At 26.1% G+C, this 22,431-nt stretch carries 26 protein-coding genes; 15 read left to right on the forward strand and 11 right to left on the reverse strand.

From position 1 onward, the window contains the following. From GFJ41_RS13800 to GFJ41_RS13815, 4 genes are all read right to left on the reverse strand, one after another. Positions 1–720: a response regulator transcription factor gene (locus GFJ41_RS13800; RefSeq protein ID WP_170075633.1), complete on the reverse strand. Its 720-nt coding sequence runs from the start codon at positions 718–720 to the stop codon at positions 1–3. Positions 721–791: 71 nt separating this feature from the next. Beyond that, on the reverse strand, positions 792–1,553 hold the full coding sequence (locus GFJ41_RS13805; RefSeq protein WP_170075634.1) for an ABC transporter permease: 762 nt from the start codon (positions 1,551–1,553) through the stop codon (positions 792–794). Positions 1,554–1,555: 2 nt separating this feature from the next. Continuing rightward, positions 1,556–2,443 carry an ABC transporter ATP-binding protein gene (locus tag GFJ41_RS13810; RefSeq protein ID WP_170075635.1) on the reverse strand — a complete coding sequence of 296 codons (888 nt, stop codon included), beginning with the start codon at positions 2,441–2,443 and terminating at the stop codon, positions 1,556–1,558. 12 nt (positions 2,444–2,455) lie between these two features. Further along, on the reverse strand, positions 2,456–3,466 hold the full coding sequence (locus tag GFJ41_RS13815; RefSeq protein WP_170075636.1) for a hypothetical protein: 1,011 nt from the start codon (positions 3,464–3,466) through the stop codon (positions 2,456–2,458). 259 nt (positions 3,467–3,725) lie between these two features. Between GFJ41_RS13815 and GFJ41_RS13820 the strand changes: the two genes are divergently transcribed. Then, positions 3,726–4,328, forward strand: coding sequence for a recombinase family protein (locus tag GFJ41_RS13820; protein WP_170075637.1), 603 nt, complete (start codon positions 3,726–3,728; stop codon positions 4,326–4,328). A gap of 261 nt (positions 4,329–4,589) precedes the next feature. Then, complete coding sequence (gene murJ / locus GFJ41_RS13825; protein ID WP_170075638.1) at positions 4,590–6,206, forward strand: murein biosynthesis integral membrane protein MurJ; 1,617 nt, start codon at positions 4,590–4,592, stop codon at positions 6,204–6,206. A gap of 66 nt (positions 6,207–6,272) precedes the next feature. Here murJ and GFJ41_RS13830 read toward each other — a convergent pair whose 3' ends face one another. The 5 genes from GFJ41_RS13830 to GFJ41_RS13850 all read right to left on the reverse strand — a co-directional run bounded on the left by GFJ41_RS13830 (position 6,273) and on the right by GFJ41_RS13850 (position 11,718). After that, complete coding sequence (locus tag GFJ41_RS13830; RefSeq protein WP_170075639.1) at positions 6,273–6,491, reverse strand: hypothetical protein; 219 nt, start codon at positions 6,489–6,491, stop codon at positions 6,273–6,275. 137 nt (positions 6,492–6,628) lie between these two features. Next, positions 6,629–7,435: a DUF3169 family protein gene (locus tag GFJ41_RS13835; protein ID WP_170075640.1), complete on the reverse strand. Its 807-nt coding sequence runs from the start codon at positions 7,433–7,435 to the stop codon at positions 6,629–6,631. After that, the gene (locus GFJ41_RS13840) at positions 7,428–7,625 is read right to left on the reverse strand and encodes a helix-turn-helix transcriptional regulator (protein WP_438943020.1); all 198 of its coding nucleotides are present in this window, start codon (positions 7,623–7,625) and stop codon (positions 7,428–7,430) included. The genes GFJ41_RS13835 and GFJ41_RS13840 overlap by 8 nt, the downstream gene beginning before the upstream one ends. A 265-nt stretch (positions 7,626–7,890) precedes the next feature. Continuing rightward, positions 7,891–10,194, reverse strand: a complete 2,304-nt coding sequence (locus tag GFJ41_RS18735) for a DUF5011 domain-containing protein (RefSeq protein ID WP_170075641.1) — start codon at positions 10,192–10,194, stop codon at positions 7,891–7,893. A gap of 207 nt (positions 10,195–10,401) precedes the next feature. After that, the gene (locus GFJ41_RS13850) at positions 10,402–11,718 is read right to left on the reverse strand and encodes an RNA polymerase sigma factor (RefSeq protein WP_170075642.1); all 1,317 of its coding nucleotides are present in this window, start codon (positions 11,716–11,718) and stop codon (positions 10,402–10,404) included. An 886-nt stretch (positions 11,719–12,604) separates the two neighbouring features. Here GFJ41_RS13850 and GFJ41_RS13855 point away from each other — a divergent pair. Next, complete coding sequence (locus GFJ41_RS13855) at positions 12,605–13,087, forward strand: hypothetical protein (RefSeq protein ID WP_170075643.1); 483 nt, start codon at positions 12,605–12,607, stop codon at positions 13,085–13,087. A gap of 99 nt (positions 13,088–13,186) precedes the next feature. Here the strand turns inward: GFJ41_RS13855 and GFJ41_RS13860 are convergent, their stop codons facing one another. After that, entirely contained in the window at positions 13,187–13,684 is a 498-nt protein-coding gene (locus tag GFJ41_RS13860) for a hypothetical protein (protein WP_206001560.1), read from the reverse strand. Between the two features lie 250 nt (positions 13,685–13,934). On the opposite strand from GFJ41_RS13860, the gene GFJ41_RS13865 reads away from it, so the two are divergent. From GFJ41_RS13865 to GFJ41_RS13900, 11 genes are all read left to right on the forward strand, one after another. Next, entirely contained in the window at positions 13,935–14,801 is an 867-nt protein-coding gene (locus GFJ41_RS13865; RefSeq protein WP_170075645.1) for a hypothetical protein, read from the forward strand. Between the two features lie 309 nt (positions 14,802–15,110). Then, a complete protein-coding gene (locus tag GFJ41_RS18740) occupies positions 15,111–15,347 on the forward strand; it encodes a hypothetical protein (RefSeq protein WP_226890263.1) in 237 nt (78 codons plus the stop codon). Next, positions 15,323–15,766 carry a hypothetical protein gene (locus GFJ41_RS18745; protein ID WP_226890264.1) on the forward strand — a complete coding sequence of 148 codons (444 nt, stop codon included), beginning with the start codon at positions 15,323–15,325 and terminating at the stop codon, positions 15,764–15,766. Before GFJ41_RS18740 ends, GFJ41_RS18745 begins: the two co-directional genes overlap by 25 nt. A gap of 84 nt (positions 15,767–15,850) precedes the next feature. After that, positions 15,851–16,201: a hypothetical protein gene (locus GFJ41_RS18750; protein WP_226890265.1), complete on the forward strand. Its 351-nt coding sequence runs from the start codon at positions 15,851–15,853 to the stop codon at positions 16,199–16,201. A 15-nt stretch (positions 16,202–16,216) separates the two neighbouring features. Further along, entirely contained in the window at positions 16,217–16,438 is a 222-nt protein-coding gene (locus GFJ41_RS18755) for a helix-turn-helix domain-containing protein (protein ID WP_226890266.1), read from the forward strand. Positions 16,439–16,508: 70 nt separating this feature from the next. Further along, positions 16,509–17,222 (forward strand): LytR/AlgR family response regulator transcription factor, encoded by a 714-nt coding sequence (locus GFJ41_RS13875; RefSeq protein ID WP_170075646.1) that lies wholly within the window; start codon positions 16,509–16,511, stop codon positions 17,220–17,222. Further along, positions 17,216–18,532, forward strand: coding sequence for a sensor histidine kinase (locus GFJ41_RS13880; RefSeq protein WP_170075647.1), 1,317 nt, complete (start codon positions 17,216–17,218; stop codon positions 18,530–18,532). The genes GFJ41_RS13875 and GFJ41_RS13880 overlap by 7 nt, the downstream gene beginning before the upstream one ends. Positions 18,533–18,646: 114 nt before the next feature. Beyond that, the gene (locus GFJ41_RS13885; RefSeq protein ID WP_170075648.1) at positions 18,647–18,976 is read left to right on the forward strand and encodes a DUF3784 domain-containing protein; all 330 of its coding nucleotides are present in this window, start codon (positions 18,647–18,649) and stop codon (positions 18,974–18,976) included. Between the two features lie 22 nt (positions 18,977–18,998). Beyond that, on the forward strand, positions 18,999–19,142 hold the full coding sequence (locus tag GFJ41_RS13890) for a hypothetical protein (RefSeq protein WP_170075649.1): 144 nt from the start codon (positions 18,999–19,001) through the stop codon (positions 19,140–19,142). Positions 19,143–19,773: 631 nt separating this feature from the next. After that, on the forward strand, positions 19,774–19,977 hold the full coding sequence (locus GFJ41_RS13895) for a hypothetical protein (RefSeq protein ID WP_035117289.1): 204 nt from the start codon (positions 19,774–19,776) through the stop codon (positions 19,975–19,977). A 447-nt stretch (positions 19,978–20,424) separates the two neighbouring features. After that, positions 20,425–20,646 carry a hypothetical protein gene (locus GFJ41_RS13900; protein WP_025163165.1) on the forward strand — a complete coding sequence of 74 codons (222 nt, stop codon included), beginning with the start codon at positions 20,425–20,427 and terminating at the stop codon, positions 20,644–20,646. Positions 20,647–20,812: 166 nt separating this feature from the next. Here the strand turns inward: GFJ41_RS13900 and GFJ41_RS13905 are convergent, their stop codons facing one another. Beyond that, complete coding sequence (locus tag GFJ41_RS13905) at positions 20,813–21,292, reverse strand: hypothetical protein (RefSeq protein ID WP_170075650.1); 480 nt, start codon at positions 21,290–21,292, stop codon at positions 20,813–20,815. 147 nt (positions 21,293–21,439) lie between these two features. On the opposite strand from GFJ41_RS13905, the gene GFJ41_RS13910 reads away from it, so the two are divergent. Further along, positions 21,440–21,754, forward strand: a complete 315-nt coding sequence (locus GFJ41_RS13910; protein WP_170075651.1) for a hypothetical protein — start codon at positions 21,440–21,442, stop codon at positions 21,752–21,754. The last annotated feature ends 677 nt before the right edge of the window (positions 21,755–22,431 follow it).

The following is a 22,431-nucleotide window of genomic DNA, read 5'->3' on the forward strand; positions in this document are numbered from 1 at the left end:
TTATTCATCCTCTACTTGCAACTTATATCCTAATCCTTTTACAGTTAATATATATTCAGGTTTGGATGGATCTTCTTCTATTTTTTCTCTAAGTTTTCTAATATGAACCATTATTGTATTTTCAAATCCAAAAAAGTCTTCTCCCCAAACTTCATTATAAAATCTTTCTTTACTTATTATTTGATTTTTGTGTTTTAACATATACAAAAACATTTTATATTCTTTTGGTTTCAATTCTATAACCTGTCCATTTTTTCTTACTTCCATTTTTTCTTCATCTATTTCAAATGTCTTTGTAATTAAATTTTCTTTATTATTAGGGGTATTATTATTTATCATAATGGATTTTGTAAGTTGAATTTTTACTCTAAGAGTTATTTCCATTGGACTAAAAGGCTTCGTTATATAATCATCTGCTCCAATTGCAAGCCCCATTATTCTATTTAATTCTTCTCCCCTTGCAGATAAAAACAATATTGGAATATTAGATGTTTTTCTTATTATCTTACATATATCATAGCCTTCCATATCTGGCAGCATTACATCTAAAATTGCTAAATCAGGGTTAATATCTTCAAATAAATCTATCGCATCTTTTCCATTTTGTGCAGTATATATGTTTTCAAATCCTTCTTTTGTTAATACTAGTTTTAATAAATTTAATAATTCAATTTCATCATCTACTATAAGTATTTTTTTACTTTTTATATTTGTATCCATGTCATCCTCCATAGTTTTGCTTATATTTAGTATACCAAAAAAGAGAAAAGTAAAAACTTTTCTCTCTTAGATTATATTTCTTTTAAAAATCTTTTTTTAGTTAAATTATATAAACCAACAATTAATATTAACGCTATTGCTATAAACGCTACCCAATAACCAACTGAAAGAGCATATCTTACAAGTAATTGAGAGTACATTCCATTTAGCAATAAACTAAATATTACTTCTTTTTTACCTATGAATGCTATAAAATATGGTATCCCCATTGTAAGTCCACCAAGTATAAATGGCATAGTAGCTCTTTTGCTTATAGATGAAAGGTATAAACCTATTGCTGTAAATACAAATGATCCTAGTATTACAGTTAAACTAACTATTAATAACATTTGTAATATTGTAATATTAGAACCGCTATTACCAAAATACCATAAGTTTTTTAATGGCCAAGCAAGTCCTTTAAATTTAAATGCAGACATAATTCTTCCAAGCATAATCATAAGTATAGATAAATTTATGATACTTGCACATATTCCATTTGCTAAAAACTTGGCTAAAACTAATTTATTTCTACCATTTTTACTAGCTTTTATCAATCCATCTACATTAGAATTATATTCACGAACAAAACTTCCAGAGAACATTGTAAACATTATAATTCCCATAATTGGAGCCATTAGTAAATAGTATTTACTAAATAAAGCTGAATAAGCCTCATTTATACCAAAGTTAGTAAAAACACCATGAAATGCTAATGCTAATCCTAATGCCCAAGTTATAAGTACCCCAGGTCTTAAATTCTTTTTAATTTCCCATTTTATTAAATTAAACATTTCTATACCTCCCTAGCATCTTCTAAATCAAAGTAAAACATATATACATCTTCAAACTTTGGCTCTATTATTTCTATATTTTCATAATTTGGCTTAGTTTCACTTATAAATCTTATACTTATATTCTCTATTCCACGATTTATACTAACTACTTTATATTTACTTTGTATTTTAGATACTAAACCTTCATCATTAGTATCTAAGCTATAAACCTTACCTTCCATACCGTTTAATATTTCTTTATGTGTTCCTTGAAGCAATACCTGACCATCTTTTATCATTATAGTTTCTTTAGCAACAGATTCAATATCAGATATTATATGAGTTGAAAGTATAACTATTGTATCTCTGCCTATTTGAGATAATAAGTTTCTAAATCTTGTTCTTTCTTGAGGATCAAGTCCTGCAGTTGGCTCATCTAGTATTAGTACTTTAGGGTTATTTAAAAGAGCTTGTGCAATACCTACTCTTCTTTTCATACCACCTGAGAATTTTGAAACTAACTTATTTGAAACTTCAGAAAGTCCAACTAGTTTTAATAATTCATCAACTCTTTTTTTACTAGTTTGTTTATCCATTCCTTTAAGCGCTGCCATATACATTAAGAAGTCTTTTGCCTTAAAATTTTTGTACGCATCAAAGTCCTGAGGTAAGTAACCAACTATAGCTCTATACCTATCATCTAAGCTTTTTATATCCTTCCCATTGTATAGTATTTTTCCACTTGTAGGGCTAGTTACTGTTACTATTTGTTTCATTAAAGTAGATTTTCCTGCACCATTTGGTCCTAAAAGTCCATATACTCCACTTTCTAATACTAGGTTTATATTTTCATTTGCATTTTTATGCTTGTATGATTTTGTTACATTTATCATTTCTAATTTATTCATTATAGTTACCTCCTATTTAGTTAAAACTTTTTTTATAGTATAAATACATCCTAATAGTCCAATTATCACTATTAATGCATATATCATTATTATTAAATTTGATATATCCACTGTTTTCGATAGAATATCTATCTGTCCATTATAAAAACCAAGTATTTTAATAGGTCCTGTAATTACATCAATATAGTTTCCTTGCCCCAAAAGTGAAAGTATCTCTTTTGGTAAGAAATTAAACTTTGTAAGTATTTTTCCAATTGCGATAAACCCAGCAGACAGACTTATTGATTTTACTGAGTTGTCACTTAGGAACGAAACCAGTAAAGATACTGTGGATACTCCTAAAAGTATAAGTGTTGTAGTTATTATTTTTGATAAAGCATATTGATTTATAGTCATTGGTTTAGCAATCATTGCTGCATCAATTATTCTATAAGATTGTAAGTTACCGTTTAAAGGGGCTCCATATTGTATATATGTTATTAGCCATGTAGCACCTATATACACGCTATATACTACTATTGGTAGTAATATAGCTATTATTATTTTAGAGTATAGTGCCTTATTTCTTTGTTTGGATGATAAAATTATTGGTGAAACATTAGCTACTACCTCATCTGTATAGAGATTTGATATTAGCATAACAATAATTATCATCATAATAATGATTGATGCAGAAAAATCTACTCTTTCTGTAAATACCTTATAAAAGTCTACATTTTCATACTTGTGTCCATTATCTAAATTAAGTTTTTCTTCTGATATAGATTTTAATGTTTTATCACTATCTGGTGAGTATATGATTGACTGTATCATTTCTTTTTTAATACCTAATTTTTCATTTGCAATTTCCTCTTTGCTCCTGTTATCTATTACAATTTTTTTCTTTGATTCATCAAAATACTCATTTTGTGTTTCTAGTAATGGTTTAAAAATACTTATTATTAATATGGATACTATCATTAATATAAGTGCTACTATAATTGATTTGTCTTTTAATATTTTTTTAATTTCCCAGTTTAACATCTAGTTTCTCCTTTCTCCTTGGTACGATATTATTATACATGCTGAAGTTTAAGACATCTTAAAGTTAACCTTAAATAAACCTTAAAGTTTTTCAACTGATTTTTTTAAAAAATAAGCATGTCAAAAAGTCTACTTTTTGACATACTTGCTTTTTAAAAGTTATTTTATTTCAAAAATTAAACAATTTTATATTTGCAACATTTCAAAATGATAGTATACTTATTGAAAGAGAAAATGACACTTGAAAGGATAAACCTGTATGAGAAAATTTTTTTATGCAAGGATAAGTACAAAAGACCAAACTTTAGAAAGACAAATTGTAGAAGCAAAAAAATTAGGAATTGATGAAAGTTATATATTTTTAGAAGTTGCCAGTGGAAAAGATTTTAAAAGACCTGAGTACCAACTTTTAAAAAGGATGCTCAGAGAAGGGGATGTACTATACATAAAATCGCTAGACCGACTTGGAAGAAATAAACAAATGATATTAGATGAATGGAATGAATTAGTTAAAGTTAAAAAAGTAGATATAGTAATTTTAGATATGCCACTTTTAGATACTACTAAATACAAAGACATGAACGGATTAGAAAATTTAATATCAGATATAATTCTTCAACTTTTAAGTTATATGGCAGAGGACGAAAGACTTAGAACTAAAGAAAGACAAAGAGAAGGTATCAAAATAGCAAGAGAAAAAGGTATTAAGTTTGGTAGACGTAAAATAGATCCCGGGGAAAAATTCGAAGAAGTTTATAAAGAATGGAAATCAGGACAAATTACTGCTGTAAAAGCTATGGAAATGCTAGGATTAAAGAGTAATACATTTTATAGAAGAGTTAAGGAATATGAAGCCTTATAAAAGGAATTGATAACTTAACTAATGTAGTAATTTCAATTAGAGAGAATATTTCACGATTTAGTCAAATGGAAATAAATGTAAAAGTTGTAACTTGAAAAGCCATAAAAAGATGTATAATATAATTCTGGTAAATTATATAGTTATAAATTTAACCTTTTTAAAGTGAAACTATATAAATAAAAAGCTTATATAAATTTAAAAAACAGAGTTATTTAATGTTTTAATTTAAACTTATATAAGTTTAAAAAAGGAGAAATATTTATGTCAAAGGTAGCAAAAACAACGATAGGATTGATGATAGCTACGTTAATAGCAAAAGTATTGGGATTTGGAAGAGAATTAACTCTAGCTGGAGTATACGGAACACAGGGGATAAGTGATGTGTTCAAAATATCTATGACTATACCGGTAGTTATATTCGCAGCAGTAGGAACATCTTTAGATACAGCGTTTATACCTTTATATCAAGAGGTACTTAAGAATAATGGAGAAAAGGAAGCAAACAAATTTACAAATAACGTATTAAATACAGTTATTTTAATTTGTATGGCATTTTCTATATTAGGATTGATATTTACACCTCAAATTGTACATGTATTTGCAATGGGATTTAAAGGTGAGATATTTGCTCAAACAGTATACTTTACTAGAATTATGATAATAGGATTAGCATTTTTAGGAATGAGTTATATTATGACGGCTTACCTTCAGGTAAAAGGAAACTTTGTAATACCTGGGCTTATGAGTGTGCCAAATAATATTATAGTTATAACATCTATAGTTTTGAGTTCAATAATAAGTATACATTTACTTCCTTGGGGAGCTTTAATAGGATTATTTTTACAATTCTTATTCCAGCTACCATTTGCTAAAAAAAGAGGATTTAAATATAGCTTATTTGTTAACTTTAATGATAAATATTTAAGGAAAATGCTATGGCTTGTAATACCTGTTTTAATAGGGGTTGCAGTGAATCAAGTTAGCACTATTGTAGATAGGACAATAGCATCTAATCTCGCTGAAGGAAGTATATCAGCACTAGATTATGCAGCTAAATTGAATTCATTTGCAATGGGTATGTTTATAGTATCAATTTCTTCTGTTGTGTATCCACTATTAGCTAAATTAACAACACAAAACAATAAAGAGGAATTTTACAAAGCTATAAAAGCATCAGTAAACACAGTTATACTTTTACTAATACCCATATCAATAGGGGCTATGATACTTGCAACTCCAATAGTTAAAGTACTTTTCCAAAGAGGTGCATTTGATGCGAAATCTACACAAATGACAGCAATAGCAGTAGTATTTTATTCAATAGGGATCATAGGATTTGGTCTTAGAGATATCCTTGGAAAGGTGTTTTACTCATTGCAAGATACAACAACACCTATGGTAAATGGGATAATTACTATTGTATTAAATATAGTATTAAACTTACTATTTGTAAGATATACAAATATGCAACATGCAGGGTTGGCTTTCGCAACTAGTATTTCTGCAATAGTTACCATAATATTATTATTTATAAGTTTAAGGAAAAAAATTGGACCATTTGGCGGCAAATCAATTATAATCGTTTTAATAAAATCAATTGTATCAGCATTATTGATGGCTGTTGTAACACTATTTGTATATAATTTCTTAAATGAGGCGGTACCTGCTTTATTAGATGGAGTATTGCCAGATTTATTACATAAAATTTTACCTGCTGCCTTAGAGAAAAAATTAACTGCTGAAAAGGTATATGATATTATTTCATTAGGTGGATCAGTGGGATGTGGGGCATTAACTTATGGTATATGCATAATTCTTTTAAAAGTAGATGAAGTAAATCTAATTTTAAACAATATAAAAAATAAAATAAAGAAATAGAAAAAACTGTCTTAAAATAAGTTAATATTTTAAGACAGTTTTTTATTTAGAAACTATTTTTATCATTTATTTATGAGAAATAGCCTTTTTGCAATAGACAATGTATAAAGATTGAATGACTAGTAAAAGTATTACAACTCCTAAAGATATTAACAACCATCCAGGAACTTTTTTGCCTATAGACATATACAATGTCATTGCTGCTGCTCCGAAAAGCCATCCAAATAAATTAAAAGTTTTCCATCTTATTCTAGTAAGTTTTTCTATCTTATTTTTATCGTCCATGCCCATTACCCCTTTAGTAAAAACTTGTTTTACCAAATTCTAACACGAAAGGTATTTTCTTTCGATACTTTTTCATTTGTGTAACCATACTGTAATAAATTGGAAATTGCAATTTTTATATTATAATATACGAATCCTTATTGTGCCTTTGAGTATTTAATTGATTCTAAACAATAAGAAATTGTTTGAACTAGCCATATAATAGTTACTATTACTATAGGAATAATACCAAAGTTCCATAAAACGTGGCCTATAATACAAAATACCCAAAGTATAATACATGTTTTAGATACAGATACATATGCTTTATAAGCACTTTTAAATATCCCTAATTTTATAGATTCGTCACAACTATCTATCCATTTTTTAGAAAAATTCATGTCGTATATGCTACCTTTTAATAATGGATTCATTTCTTTTTCTAAATTAATTATTTTTTTATGAATCAATATAGAAGACATCATAGATATTATAAAACCTATAGAAAAGCAAACAATATTTACAATATTTATCTCACCATTTGCACCATGGAAGGGCGTTAAAATAACACCTAATCCAAAGAATAAAAATCCAAGAATGGTATTTATAGAAGTTAGTAGCTTTAAATAAGATAAATTTTCTCCAATTTTATCGATAGTAGTGTCATCTTCATTTGATTTTTTCCATAATTCATACCCTTTTAGTGAATCAGTATATATTATTTTACCTACTATTATCACTAATATTGAAAGGATAAGACTTGCAAATGGCGTAATCTCTTGAAGAATATTTACTAACGAATTAGATAAATTTTCACCTAAAATTTGTTTTAGATTGTCAGACATACCACCAAGAAAACCTCCAACAAAACCACCAATAATGCCAGATATTATCATTATGATTATAAAACTTTTAAAAGCTTTCTTATCCTCTTTTTTAATTTCATCGATACATTTATTACTCATTAACCCCATCCTCCTCATAACTAAAAATATCCTCTACACTTACATTAAAAATCTTTGCTATTTTTAATGCTAAAGTAACTGACGGAGAGTAATCCCCTCTCTCAATTTGGCTTATGGTCTGTCTAGATACGCCAACTAATACTCCCATCTCAGTCTGATTTACATTAATCTTAGCTCGATATTCTTTCAAGCGATTATTTAATGGCATATAACCCCTCCTGACTATTTTTATTGTCAATATGACAACTATATTTGTCAATATTAACTATAGCTTATGACAACTATAATTGTCAAGCGTATAAAGCTAAAAAAAAGCTGTATTAAAATAAGTTAATATTTTAATACAGTTTTTTGGTAAACCGAAGTACTTTAAATTAAAAGTCTTTATCTTTATTTAATTCTTTAATAATATTGATAAGTAGCTCAACATACATGTATTTTATACTCCTTCAATATTATTTTCTATATTTATTTCGTTTATTTAAAAACAGTCCGAATGCAGATACTGCACCTACAAATAAGAATGCTTTTATACCCATATCTATTGTTTTAGGATTTGAACTAAGCACCTCCTTATTATCATCTAAACTAGAAATAGTTACTTCTAATGTCTTTTTATGTTCTTTAGATGAATTAGGTTTATCCATAGTCGGTTTTGTATCAGTACCACCAGGTCTATCTGTTGAATTAACAGTATCTCCAACATTTGGAGTTTTATTATCTTCATTTATTTCAGGTAAATTACTCGTATCTGCATCTTTAGGGCTTACCGTTATAGTTCTCTTAACAGTAGTAGAATTTCTATTTTTATCATTTACAGTATATGTTAGTTCGTATGTTCCAGGTTTATTAGTATCTACGCTTCCGGTAACTTTGATATGCTTTGTTATATTACCATCTTCTTTGTCAGTAGCAGTAACTCCTTTCATTGAATCAAATGAATTTCCTTCTTTTATACTAGTACTATCAGCTCCACTTATTACTGGTTTATCATTGCTTTTTACAATTTCAGTTATAGATTTAGTAGTTGCAGCTCCGTTGCTATCAGTTACTTTATATACAACTTTATATGTACCAGCTTTACTTGTGTTTACTGTGTTTTCTATAACTTTAATATCTTTAGTTATATTGCCATCTTCTTCATCATAGGCTGTAACCCCTGTCATTGGATTAAACTTGTCTCCAACTTCTATCGTTTTATCTTCTGCATGTATCACAGGTAAATTATTTACATGTAATTCTTTAGAATTTACAATTATAGTTCTTTTAACAGTAGTAGAATTTCCGTCCTTATCAGTTACTTTATACGTTAGTTCGTATTTTCCAGGTTTGTTAGTATTCACATTTCCAATAACTTTGATATGCTTTGTTATATTACCGTCTTCAGTGTCAATAGCGGTAACTCTATCCATTGGATCAAATGACGTTCCTTCTTTTATACTAGTATCATCAGCACCACTTATTATTGGTTTGTCATTACTTCTTACTGTTACTACTATAGACTTAATAGTTGTAGCCCCTTTACTATCAGTTACTTTATATACAACTTTATATTTACCAACTTCACTTGTATTTACTGTATTTTTTATAACTTTAATATCTTTAGTGATATTACCATCTTCTTTATCAGTAGCACTAACTCCATACATTGGATTAAATTTATCTCCAACTTTGATAGTTTTATTTTCTACGTGTATCACAGGGATATTATTTAACGTTAAGTCTTTAAGCTTTACAGTTACAGTTATGTATTTAGTGGTTGTAGCTCCTTTACTATCAGTTACTTTATATACAACTTTATATTTACCAGCTTTGCTTGTATCTACTGTATTTTCTATAACTTCAATATCTTTAGTGATATTACCATCTTCTTTATCAGTAGCACTAACCCCATCCATTGGGTTAAATTTATCTCCAACTTCTATCGTTTTATCTTCTGCATGTATCACAGGAGCATGGTTTAGTGTGCTTTCATAAAAATAAATCATATTTGGATTTGTATCAGAAACCCAAGTATCTCCGTATTTATTTGTTTGATAGCCTCCTATAATAAGCTGTTCAGTGTTTACAAAGTCTTTAGGAATATTAATTGGTTTAAAAGCATATTCAACATTTAATTTAGGATTTTCACGGCCTGAAATAGTAGATTTTAAAGTTACTCTAAAAGCTACAAGATTCTTTAACTCTGGAACATCGGCAGAAAATGAAATACCGTCAGTTGAATATTCAAGAGTGAAAGCACCTTGTGAATCTTCTTTTATTTCTGGTAGTTTAGTAAATTCTACATACTTTTCACCTTCTTCAGTATAGTTTGTAAATGTATAAGAGTATTCACTAAGCATCCCATCAGTTAAAGCGAAGTGCCAATTTGTATGAATATCTTCTCCTGTAGATAAATTATAGTGTAAATGTCCATATTTATTATCAGAGTAACTAGTTTTAAATCTATATCTATTTCTATATGCAGTTTTTTCATCTTTATCTGATTCTTTATTATTTTCCGATGTAACTTCTGGTATTGGGAGTTTATCTTTTTCCTCAACATTATTAACTTCGATATCTGTATTCTCTTTTTCAGTTGGATTATTTGTGATTTCATTTGTATCGTTTGTTGCTGGATTAGTTTCTACGTTGTTAGTATCTTCAGTTGATACATCTGGTTTAATTTCATCTGCATAAATACTTAGAGGCATTGGGTTCATTAATATCGTTGTAGCCATTGCACCTGCTACTGCTTTTTTAATTTGCTTGTTTTTCATTTAAGATGTCTCCTTATTACAATGTTATATTTATATACCCTTACTTTTGTGTCTTCAACTTAAAAAAATTTATATACTAATTAATAAGGTAGAGTTTTATTAAAAAGGTTCAAATTCTTAAAAAAAAATACTATTTTACATAGTATTTTTCTCTAAATATAATAATCATTTTACATTAAAGTCAATTTCCATAATATTAAATATTTATTATTTAAACTTTATATTAATCAAGTATTTAGATAAATTGTCAGCATTATCATACAAATACAATGTAAAGTCAGTGTTGTATTTACTTGTTTTTAACTTAATTTCATTTTTAATTTCATTTGAAAATATTTCAACTTTATTTCCATTTACATCAGTTATATAGGATTTAGCATAATCTATATTTGATAAATCATCAGTTACGTTTATAACTATTTCCTCTTCATTATATTTATAATCTATAATTTGAGGTTTTGTTTTATCGATACAATTAACATCTATATCTTTTTTATTTGTTTTGTTAAAAATAGATTTAGTATATATTTCATAAGATCCATTTTCTGTTATAACTGCTGAAACTTTATTATGTTTTGATTTACTGCTATAAATCTTATTTCCATTGCTATCTAATATGTATATTTCATTTAAAAATGTAGAGTTGTTCAATGTAATTTCCAGTTCTAAATCTTTATTTATATATTTACTATCATTATAAGATATAGATTTTATGTTTGGATTTATTCCTATAGTAGTTAATAAAATACCCGAAGTTACAATTGTTGAGGATACGGCTATAAATTTGAATTTATTGCCTATATTTATTTTACTTGATGCTCCTAAATAGTTTGTACTTGCAGCTGCACTTTGGGATAAATATGTATTTTTAGTAAGAGCAGGAATTGCAATGTTCTTTGTAGTATTATAATAATGGATATTTAATGATTTTGATATACTTGGAATAAAAATCATTCCGTAGAAATTATCACTTAAATACATAGATTTTAGTTTTTTCTTTGCATAATGCAGTCCGCTTTTTACTGTTCCTAGAGGCATATCCATTATAAATGCTATTTCTTCACTTTTTAAGCCTTCATAATATTTAAACAGTATTAAATTCTTGTGCTGCAATGATAACTTGTCTATTAAAGATACAAGATACGTGTTTTTTTCTTTCTTTTCATATGTATGTTCTATCACATTATCAACTTCAGAGAAATTATCATTTTTTAAGGTATCTTCATAATTGCAGTATGCAAGCTTTTTAGAAGAATTGATTTCTTGAAGACACCTATTATATGCAATTTTTTTGACCCAAGCTATAAACAATTTGGGATTTTTAAGATCATTTATAGACTTCATTACAATTAAAAATACATCTTGAGATATATCTTCTGCTAACGTATCATTTTTTAAAATAGATAATACATAAAAATATACATTTTTATATGTTTTACTGTACAACTCTTCTAAGGCTTCATTATCTCCACTTTGCGCTTTAATAACTAATTTTTCTATTTGTTTATAATCATATTTTTTCATAAATCATCCTTTTCTAAAATAGTAGTTATTGTTCCTGTATTTGTCTAAAGCATTATATAATTAATTTTGTAGTTTTTATTCTCTGATTGTACATGATATTATACCTTTAATAAGATCTATTTTTATATAAAATAGTTCGAATTTCTAACATATTATTTCAATATCATTATTTAGACTCTTTGTAAATTGATTTAAATCAGTCTTATATCAATCTGTAACATATATTTTCAACATATTTATAAAAGAATATATGTTGTCATTGTAAGTATGTAGGCATAAATTATTGAACTATGTATAGCCCAAATATATTGGAATAACTATAAGTATAATATGAATAACTAAAAATTCCAATTATATATAAACAATAATTAGTTATACACATTACTATCTGATCATTTTTAGGACATTAAACTCTACAGATTCTACATATTAAAAATTTAAATAAATACTATTACATATTTGAATTTTTATATATGCAAAGGTAGATGATATAATGGTTTCAGAGCAAATAGATACACTTATATACATTGTTTACAACTTATTTATCAAAGAAGTGCATGTTATTAAATTCCTTATGATTTTTTTATTTAACCAATAAAAAAATATTTGTTCATTTGCATATTCAAAGTTAATGGACAATAAACATTTTATATGTGTTGTTAATAAAAGAGAGAGTACATAAATTAGAACTACATTTACTCTATGTGCTCTTTTTTTTTACAAAAAATTAATAAATTTCTGAAAAACTTATTATTAGCAATAAAAGAAGTGCTAGGTGATGTTGCAACAGATGTAGACTCTCAAGTGAATTGAAATTTTATTTTAAAATAATCCTCTGGTATAATTAGTATTAATTGTATTGTCAGTATAAAGGAGTGGGGAAATTATGATAAAAAAAAGATTAGTACTAGGGCTTACATTTTTAGTGTGTATATTTACATTAGGATGTAGTAAGGTTGAAAACACAAGTAAAGAAGATGATTCTAAAAAAATTAGCACCGAACATAATACAAACAAAGATACTGTTAATAAAATTAGTTTCAACGATAGTTTAAGTGAAGTGAAAGATAAAATGTATAACGCATGTATTTATGATAGTCAAGATAATGCTATTAAAACAATGGAAGAGGCAAAAGAATATGTAAAAAATATCTTACCAGATGGAATTAAAGAAATTGAAAGTAAATATATGAAAGATCACGGTGCAACTTATGCTAAATACGGTACAGAAGATTTTATTTTCTATGTTTGTTACATACACCCTTATAAACCTCTAGAAAATAATGTTAAACATAGTGACTTAAATACAGTATCAGGAATAACATTTCCAAGAGTAGAAATAAATTCAAATTGGGAGAGTTCTAAGTAATTGTATTCTAATAGAAGTTGAAGACAGAACTCAAATAGTTTTGTAAAACTGCTACATAAGTATTAATTATTATATTTTAAAACTTATGTAGCTTATATTTTATGATTTTTTTTCAATAGTTCTTTGATAAATACCTTCAATTACTTTCATTTCATCTTTTGTAAACTTACCTTTAGCATAGATAGAATCTGCACCTTTAGAAAAGGCTTGATAAAATGTTCCATCATCAAGGATATAACCACGACCTAAATATAATTTTTTAACATCCCCTGGAATATCTGCCATTATTTGATATTTAGTTTTTGTATAAATACTTTTATTTTTTGTTCTAACCAAATTTAAAAACTCATGTCGAGTCGATAGCGTAAGATCTGTATTTTTAAATAAATTTTCTATTGTGTATATATCTTCTTTATCAATATGTACAACGTCGTTAGGATCATTTTCCATTGGGATATTCTTTGAATCATCTTTTTCATATACTTTACTTGAGTCTAGTAGTAATATATCTTCTGAATCCTGTAAGTTAGTAGATACATTAGACAATTCTTCAACATCAGCAATATTATTATTAATAGTATTTGACCTATTAAACATGAAAAACGCAAAAATAATAACCACAATAATTATTGGGAAATACCTTTTCTTTGATCTCATTCTAAATTACTCCCTTTTATAAATTTTATTTATATTTAATAAGTTTTAATTCTAATCATAGAGTAAGGATATATTTTCATTTTTAATTTGTCAATAATTGGTATTTAAAATCTATTAAGTTATAAGTCATAGTGATATAATATATTGGGGTTATATTCATACTATTAAAACACAAATGGGGGAAAGAACGTTGAATAATAAAGCATTAAGGTTGAGTGCAAAAGAAATTATAAAAGAAAATAAACATGAAATATTAAAAGTGTTTTCAGGTATAATTATTCTATTACTAGGAATATTTTTTTTGATAAATCCTTTAGTTAAAGATTTTATACAAGTGATTATGAAGTCATTAAATCTAGATAATAAGGCTTATGCATTATACAATGCAACAGTAAATATCATAAGTGTAGGCATTTCTTTTACAATATCTTCATTAATTCCTGAATTTATAGCAGTATCAATAGCACTAGAACTTGTGGAAAATAATACTTTTAGTCTAAATTCTATTAAGCTAAGACTAAATAAAATATCTAATTATCTATATTCGAAATTAATAGCAATATTAATCCAAATTGTATGGTATGTAATTTTAAATATATCTAGAGTAGCATTGACGGTGGTATTTTTGATTACAATAGCATCTGTTTTTTCACTGGGTGGTATATCAGTTACCTTAGGGGTAATAGAAAATCTATCTTTTTTTATATTTTTATGTACTATAAACTTCATAATATATGCTAATATATTTTCGCTATCATTTATTGCCTTAGATGGAGAAAATGAATTTAAAACTAGAGATATTTATAAAACTTATAGAAAAATAATGAAAAAAAATAGATTTAAATCATTTAAACTAATTTTTAGTTTTTTACCTATGGTATTTATATTATTAGGATTATTTTTAATTTATTTATGCGTAGGGAACATAATTAGTACGACTATAATGATGATATTCCTTGGCATTATAGGTATATGCTCAATTGTTTTTTATCCATATATACTAATTACAATGGCTTTATTTTATAAACGTATTTACAATTACTCATATTTTATATAGATTTTAGTGTCTAAAAATACGAAAATATAATAAACTCATATTTTATATACGAAAATATCGATTTATGTTAAAATTTAATTAAAGAAATCGATATTTAAATGAGAAAAAGTCAGGATACACTAGTTTTCAGACTTACTCCTGACTTAAGAAACACTCTAGATAAGAGAGAACTCTCATCAGAGACTTTTTAATTATTAATAATAGAATAGTAACACAAAACGTTGCGAGACGACGAGCTCTCCTTATCCTTAGTATTGATTAAATCTTTAAGATATTATTCGATTTACTAAAAATATAGGAGCTTTTTTTATGGGGATGAAAGAGTTTTGTGATCATTTATACGATGATAGCACAGATGGGTATATACAGATTTTAAAGTTAAACAATGAAGAAAATAAAGAAAGTTCTAATACAGATTCAACTAAAAGAACTATTGAAATATATAATACTAGGAATGAGGAGTTAAGAGACATTGTAGAAGTGCTTCATGAAGAAAATCATGTATTTGTGCGCCAAACACAATGTACATTCCAAAGAGAAGGGTAAAAAATATAAGACAGTTTAGATCTTTATTTCAAGATATAGATTGTCAAAACGTAGGTTTAGAAAAAGCTGAAACTGTGTATTTGGTTTGGGAGTTATACTATGAAGGTAAAATACCAAAGCCAACTATGGTAACAGACAGCGGAAGAGGTATTCATTTATACTGGAGAATAAAAAATGCTCCATATGGAGCTTTAAATACATGGCAAGAACTAGAAGATTACATATATTACAACCTGAAACATTTAGGCGCAGATAAAAAAGCTACAGATAGTGCTAGGGTCCTTAGATTACCAGGAACTATAAATTCTAAGAACCAATTAAACTGCGAAGTTTTATATATAGATGATGAGCTCGAATATACTATGTATGAATTAAGAGATAAGTATTTAAATTATAATCCTAAATCATATCAACTATAGATTCAAGACACTAAAGGACAAGACACTAAAGGACAAGGCAATAAAGTCATTTCAAATAGATTCTTTAATTCATATAGCTTGCATATGCAAAGAGCCTGTGATTTACAAACCTTATGTAAACTCAGAAACTTTGATATGAAAGGTTATAGAAATATGATTATTCATTGTTATTCATATTGGAAAGGAATATATACTAGAAATCTAGATGAACTTAAAAATGAAGTTATTAAGTTAAATAATTCTTTTAAAGAACCTCTTAAACATACCGAAGTACAAGCTATTCTAAGGTGTATTTCAAAAGCTATTGAAAAGTTTATAGAGTATGAACAAGGTTTAAGAAATGGAGAGATTAAAAAAGTCTCTAAAAGGATGATGGACAAGGAAGGATATTGGTATAAAAATACTGCTTTAATTGAACGATTAGGAATTACGTGAAGAGAGCAAAAGCATATGATAACTATAATTAATAAAGAGGAAAAGTACTATAGAAATAATAAAAGAAGAAGGTTAGAGAGAAGAAATGAAGAAGGGTTAACTAAAAGGGAACAAGAAAAAGTTGATAATATAAATAAGGTTAAAGAGTTGGTAGAACTAGGATTAAAAAATAAAGATATAGCTCAAAAACTAGGTTTATCAGTGCGGCAAGTTCAACGTTTGAAAAAGAGACCTTAGGGGTGACATGAAATGGCTCTTTATAAATATGTGGGGGTTTATTTTAATACAATTAACTGGGGGATAGAGAATGTTTTATATTGTTATTTGCGAAGATGATGTTATTCAAAAGAAGTTATTAGCTACTTACTTACAACAAATATTCAATGAATTAGGACTGGAATACTCACTTACTGAGTTTAGTTCAGGAGAGGAGCTTTTAAATAATTATCCAGATAAAATAGATATATTATTTCTAGATATACAAATGGATAAATTAACAGGAATGGATGCTGCAAGAAAAATAAGAGAATTTGATAGAAATGTAGAAATAGTATTTACAACAGCAATACTTGATTACATACATGAGGGGTATGAGGTTAAAGCATATAGGTATTTGTTAAAACCATTGGAATATGAATGTATTTTAAAGCATACGAAGACTTGTATCGAAGAATTAGTAAACAAGAAAGATACAATAGCTATAAAAGATAAATCGCAAACTTCTATTATACAAATAAATGATATACTGCATGTTGAAGTGCTAAGAAAAGAAATAACTATTAATACTAAAGAAGGAAAGCAGGTATTCAAAACTAGTATGAAAAGTATAGAAGATAGTTTGAATAAAAAGAATTTCTTTAGATGTCATAAAAGTTATTTGATAAATTTAAAGAAAGTTAAAGCTTTAAGGGAAAAAGATAATTTAGTTATTATAGATAAATATGAAATACCTGTAAGCAGGTATAAATTAAAAGCTCTGAAAATTAGCTTAGCTCACATGTTAGGAGATATATTATGTTAAGCAATACTTATATATGGACTATAATTACGGTTTTTATAATAGCTTTAGAGTGGTTTGTTTTAAGAAAAGTATTACTTCACACAAGTACTGCTAGAGTATCTAAATTTAAGGTTAATACTGCATTATTTATAGTAATTTTATTTGCGATATTTATGAACTTAGTAGGTATATTTCCAAATCTCAGAGTAATTATATCAATATGTATAACCACTATGTTCTATAAATATATTTGTGGTGAAAAGATTATTAAAGTATCAATAGTATCACTGCTTTACTGGATGATATTGTTAGGAATAGATGCATTTAGTATGAGTTTTATAGTATGTATAAATAACTTAGATTCAATGGATATTATAATGGGTCTAAATGTATACAGATTACAAGTTATTATTTTAGCCAAAGGGATACTTGTATTAGCAGCTATCTGTTATTGTAAAATTAAAATAACTCTAGATATTTCAAAGAGAGATATTGGATATATTTTTATACCAATAATAACTAATATACTCTTATTCTTAGTTATATACAAATATGTTATTGAAGTAAAAAATGTTTATGTACTAACTAATAAAGAGTTGATGATAATATCATTTTTATTAGTTCTTTCTAATATATGCTTAATCTTATATATAAGAAAAACTATCATTGATAATAGGATTATAGCAGAAGGAAACTTAATAAAAGAAAAGATGAAAATGCAATATACTCATTATGTAAGTGTACAAGAAGATCATATGAAAGTTAGGCAGTTACATCATGATATTAAAAACCACATTGCATGTATAAAAGGTGTTGCACAAATCAATAATGATGCAACAAACTATATAAGTAGCATAGAAAGTGAGTTAGATAAATACGATAACAGCTTTAATACAGGAAATATAATTTTAGATATTATATTAAATGAAAAGAGTAAAACTTGTAAAGAAAGTGATATAAAACTATTAATAGATATAAATAACTTTGGAACTTGTGATTTCATAGATACAATAGATGTTTGTAGTATATTTTCAAATATATTAGATAATGCCATAGAGGCTTGTGAGAAGATAAAAGATATGCAAAAAGAGATTATTTTAAGAGGAACAATAGTAAATGATTTCTTTGTTATAAGAATTGAAAATACTAAGCAAAATAAAGTAAATATAAGAGAAAAGCATATAAAAACAGATAAGAAAGATACATATTTACATGGATTAGGAATAAAAAGTGTAAAAAGTTCAGTTGCTAAATATAGTGGAGAAGTAGTTATAGATTATAGTGAAAATAGATTTGTTATGAAAATTATTATACCTCTTGTACCCAAATAGGTGCTACTGGTACTGATTTATAGAAAGTTAAAATTAAGGGTGTTACATTATAAGCATGTGTGCTTATAATGTAACACCCTTTTAAAATAGAAAATAAATAGGAGAATTAGGAGTATGTTTGATAGTTTTATAACTTTAATGATAGGTTTGATAGGAATAACATTAGGCAGATTAGTTAAAAAGCATAAACTGGCTTATATTATAAGCGGAATTAATCTCGATAGATATGATAAAAGCAAACTTTGTGACATTGTTGGCTCAATTCTTATGATTCAAGGAGTAATTTTAGTTGTGCTAAGCTATATAAATTATCTATTAGATATAAAGGAATCAATAATAATTATCTCTACAGTTGTTGTTATTGTTGGCGGTATAATTTGTATTTATCATAGGGTAAATAAATACGCAAGACTACCTAAGTATAAAGGACTTAATAGGCAATAAATAAGGAATTAGGAGGAGTATAATGATTGAAATAAAAAACTTAACTAAAAGGTATTGTAAATCAGGGAGTAAAGCCTTAGACAATGTTTTATTTAAAGTAAATCAAGGTGAAATACTTGGATTACTTGGTCATAATGGATTATGTAAATTTAACAGATCAACGTAATAAGAAATTTAAAAATATTTCAGGTGAAATGCAAAGAAGACTAGGTCTTAATATATCATATGCAATACTATTGATGTTAGGGGTTATAAACACTATTTTATTTTCATTGATATCTGTATCTAATACAACAAAGAATGATATTTTAGGAATGTTGGCTGCTATTGGATATTGGTTGTTTTGGTTTATTGTATATGGAAAAGAAGGGTTTAAGACGTGGTTATTGAATCCTTTTAGTATAATACTAAAATACATTTACAATTTCTTATTAAAATGGTGTAACAAATTATATAACAAATATAAAATATATTTGTTATATAATTTGTTACACCATTTGTTATTGAATTTCTTTAAAATAGAGTTTAATGCTAGTAATTTAAAGTATCTTTTATTTAAAATGAATTACTTATATATATCCTATATATTAAATTTTTATGTTGTGAATAGTAAATTTCAAGGCTGATTTTTGAAAGCAATTTATAATCCAAATTAATATAGGATATTTTTATAAAATATTTTGGACAACCTTTTATATAAAATTATATATCATAATTTTTTTTAGTTAGCATATATATAATTTGTTGGCGAAAAAGCTAAAATTTGTATGTGCAGAATGTATGGGGGAGTGATGTAAATGAACAATTTAAATTTAGATGAGTATGTAACTACAAGTCAGTTTAATAATATGTGTTTAAAGGAAAGGGTAGATGTAGTAAATGAGATGTTAGAGTATTATGATGTAAAAACTATAAGTAACTGTTTAGGGATAGATGTAGGCTTCTTATTTTGGCTATTTAATTATAGGTTAGAAGGTAATAAGTTCGTAGAAAAGAAGTAAGGGATTAGAAATGTAATGAATGATTATACAATTGATTTAGTACTTAAATACATTAAAAATTTAAATAAATACTATAAGATATTTGAATTTTTAATAATACAAAGGTAGATGATATAATAAAAACATAGCATATATATTTTTTTACAACTTATTATCAAAAGAGTGCATGTTATATTAAATTCCTTATAGTTTTTTATGTGGTTTATAAAAAACATTTATTTAATTGTATCAACGAACGCGAAAAAGTTAGTATGTGTTGTTTACTAGTAAAAATAGTACATAAAGTAGATTTATATTTACTTTATGTACTATTTTTTGTTTTGAAAAACTCAAATAATATATTTATTAACTATCACTAAAATGTATCTATTTATTCAACTTTGGGTATATAATATATATTACTGAATCAACATAGCTTAGAACCCAAATTAAAAGGAGATAAACACAATGAATAACGGCCAAGAAAGATTCTTTAATTTTATAATGGAAAGAGTAGCTTTAGAAAATCAAGACAAAGCAAAAGAATTACTAAATGAAAGTTTTAAAAAGCAAGATGAAGGAACTTTTAATAAAGAATATATGATGAGTTTTATTCCAAGAATGTTGGAGTTAATAAAACCTGAGTGCATAGAAGAGGTTAAAAATATAATGGCTAATCATAAGGCTTAATAAAAGTAAAAACTAGGTATAAGATTATATCTAGTTTTTATAATTTATAGCATATACTGAGTTAGTGGAAAAGTTTATTTTTTTAAGTAAAGAAAAGAGCTAGTTTTATAGAGCACTAGCTCTTTTCTTAGTTCATCTATTTAAAGTTTTATGTGGCTTCATGCAATTATTCTGGGATATATGGAAGTGTCTCCTTAAATTTGAAATAATCAATTTTATCTTTATACACACTACCATCATACAGTACATTATTTAATGTACAAAATTCATCACCTAAACCACCAATCATTAATGATTGGAATTCAGTTTGCACTAACACTCCATTTCCATCATTCAATTTTAGCATTGTGAAAAAAGTATTCTCATCTACTAACAGATCTCTAAGTTGTAGCATTAATTTAGTATTTTTCATTATTTCATTTGTTGAATAAGGTAACTCATATTGGATATATTCTTTGCCTTCTATTAATTGATATTTTCTTGTTTTTAAAATTGAATCTATCTCACTAGATTGTTGATGAGAAGATGAGTTAAGTGTTTTAGAAGTTTCTTTAGATTTAACTGAATTAGATCTTGATACTATATAAATAGATGCGATAATCAAAACACTAAGTCCGATTATTAAAATTTTTAATTTTTTACTCATAAAAATTCCCCTTTAATTTATTGATGTACTTTTTTTATTATAATTTTTATAAATATAGAATGCAAATAAAGTGTCTACAAATTATGAAATACACTATAATATAAGTAATTATGTATAATTTGATTTTATATAAAGGAGTGTGAAGTATTGAGAAACATTACAAAAACCACTTTAGCTATAGTTTTGTTGTTTATACTTATGCTAGGGTATAGAGTATCTAAATTTGACTTTAGCTCATTAGAGGATCAAGAACCTCCTATCATAGAAGAAAGTGACAGTTTTAGTAATGCTCAGAAAATATTAGAGGACTATGGATATAATTTAAAAGATGTTCAAGAAAATGAAAAAATTCAAGATAATATGCCTGATTTAAAAACATACAGATATGAAAGAAAGAATAGAATTATATCTATATTAGCAAACGGAGATTATATTTACATTGTAAACTATTATCAAGAATAACTCTTAATTTAGTACTTTCATTGCTTAAAAATCGTTTAGTGAGGGTGAGTTCTAATTTAAATAAATAAAGAATAAAAATAGTCACTTTACTAAGTGACTATTTTTATTCTTTATTCTGTAGTATATATAATCTTTGTAATATATACTTTGTAACATTTTCATATCTTCAGAACTAAACTTTCACTATAAATAAGTATATATAGGTCCATTTTTAGATATCTTATAGATTTATTAAGGTTTACATTTTAACTTTATAATTATTCCACTTATTTTATTCACAGTTTTTATTGTATTTGGGTTTACCTATAAAGATAATTTATATATTTTATCTGTTTACAATGATTACTTCTTATGGCCTATCTAATTACTTTGTAATCTCTATATTTCTATTGAGTACCTCCTTCCAGATAAAAGTGTATTTCAAAAACTAATAACTATTTTTAATATTTCATAAAAGTTGGGTTTACACTTCAACTTTTTTTTTCTTTATTATGAATAAGCAATAAAAACTCATCCTTTAGTACCTTAAACAAAATAAATAATAAAGGAAGGTGCTTCTAATGAAGAAAATACTGTAATAACAATATTTAAAATGTAGTAGTGTACGAAAAACGAATTTAACAATTCCACATATACTGATTGTATTAAAAAAAACTGAATTTATTAAGTTTAAGGAT

The sequence above is a fragment of the Paraclostridium dentum genome (assembly GCF_012922555.1).
In the GTDB taxonomy this organism is placed as follows: Bacteria; Bacillota; Clostridia; order Peptostreptococcales; family Peptostreptococcaceae; genus Paraclostridium; species Paraclostridium dentum.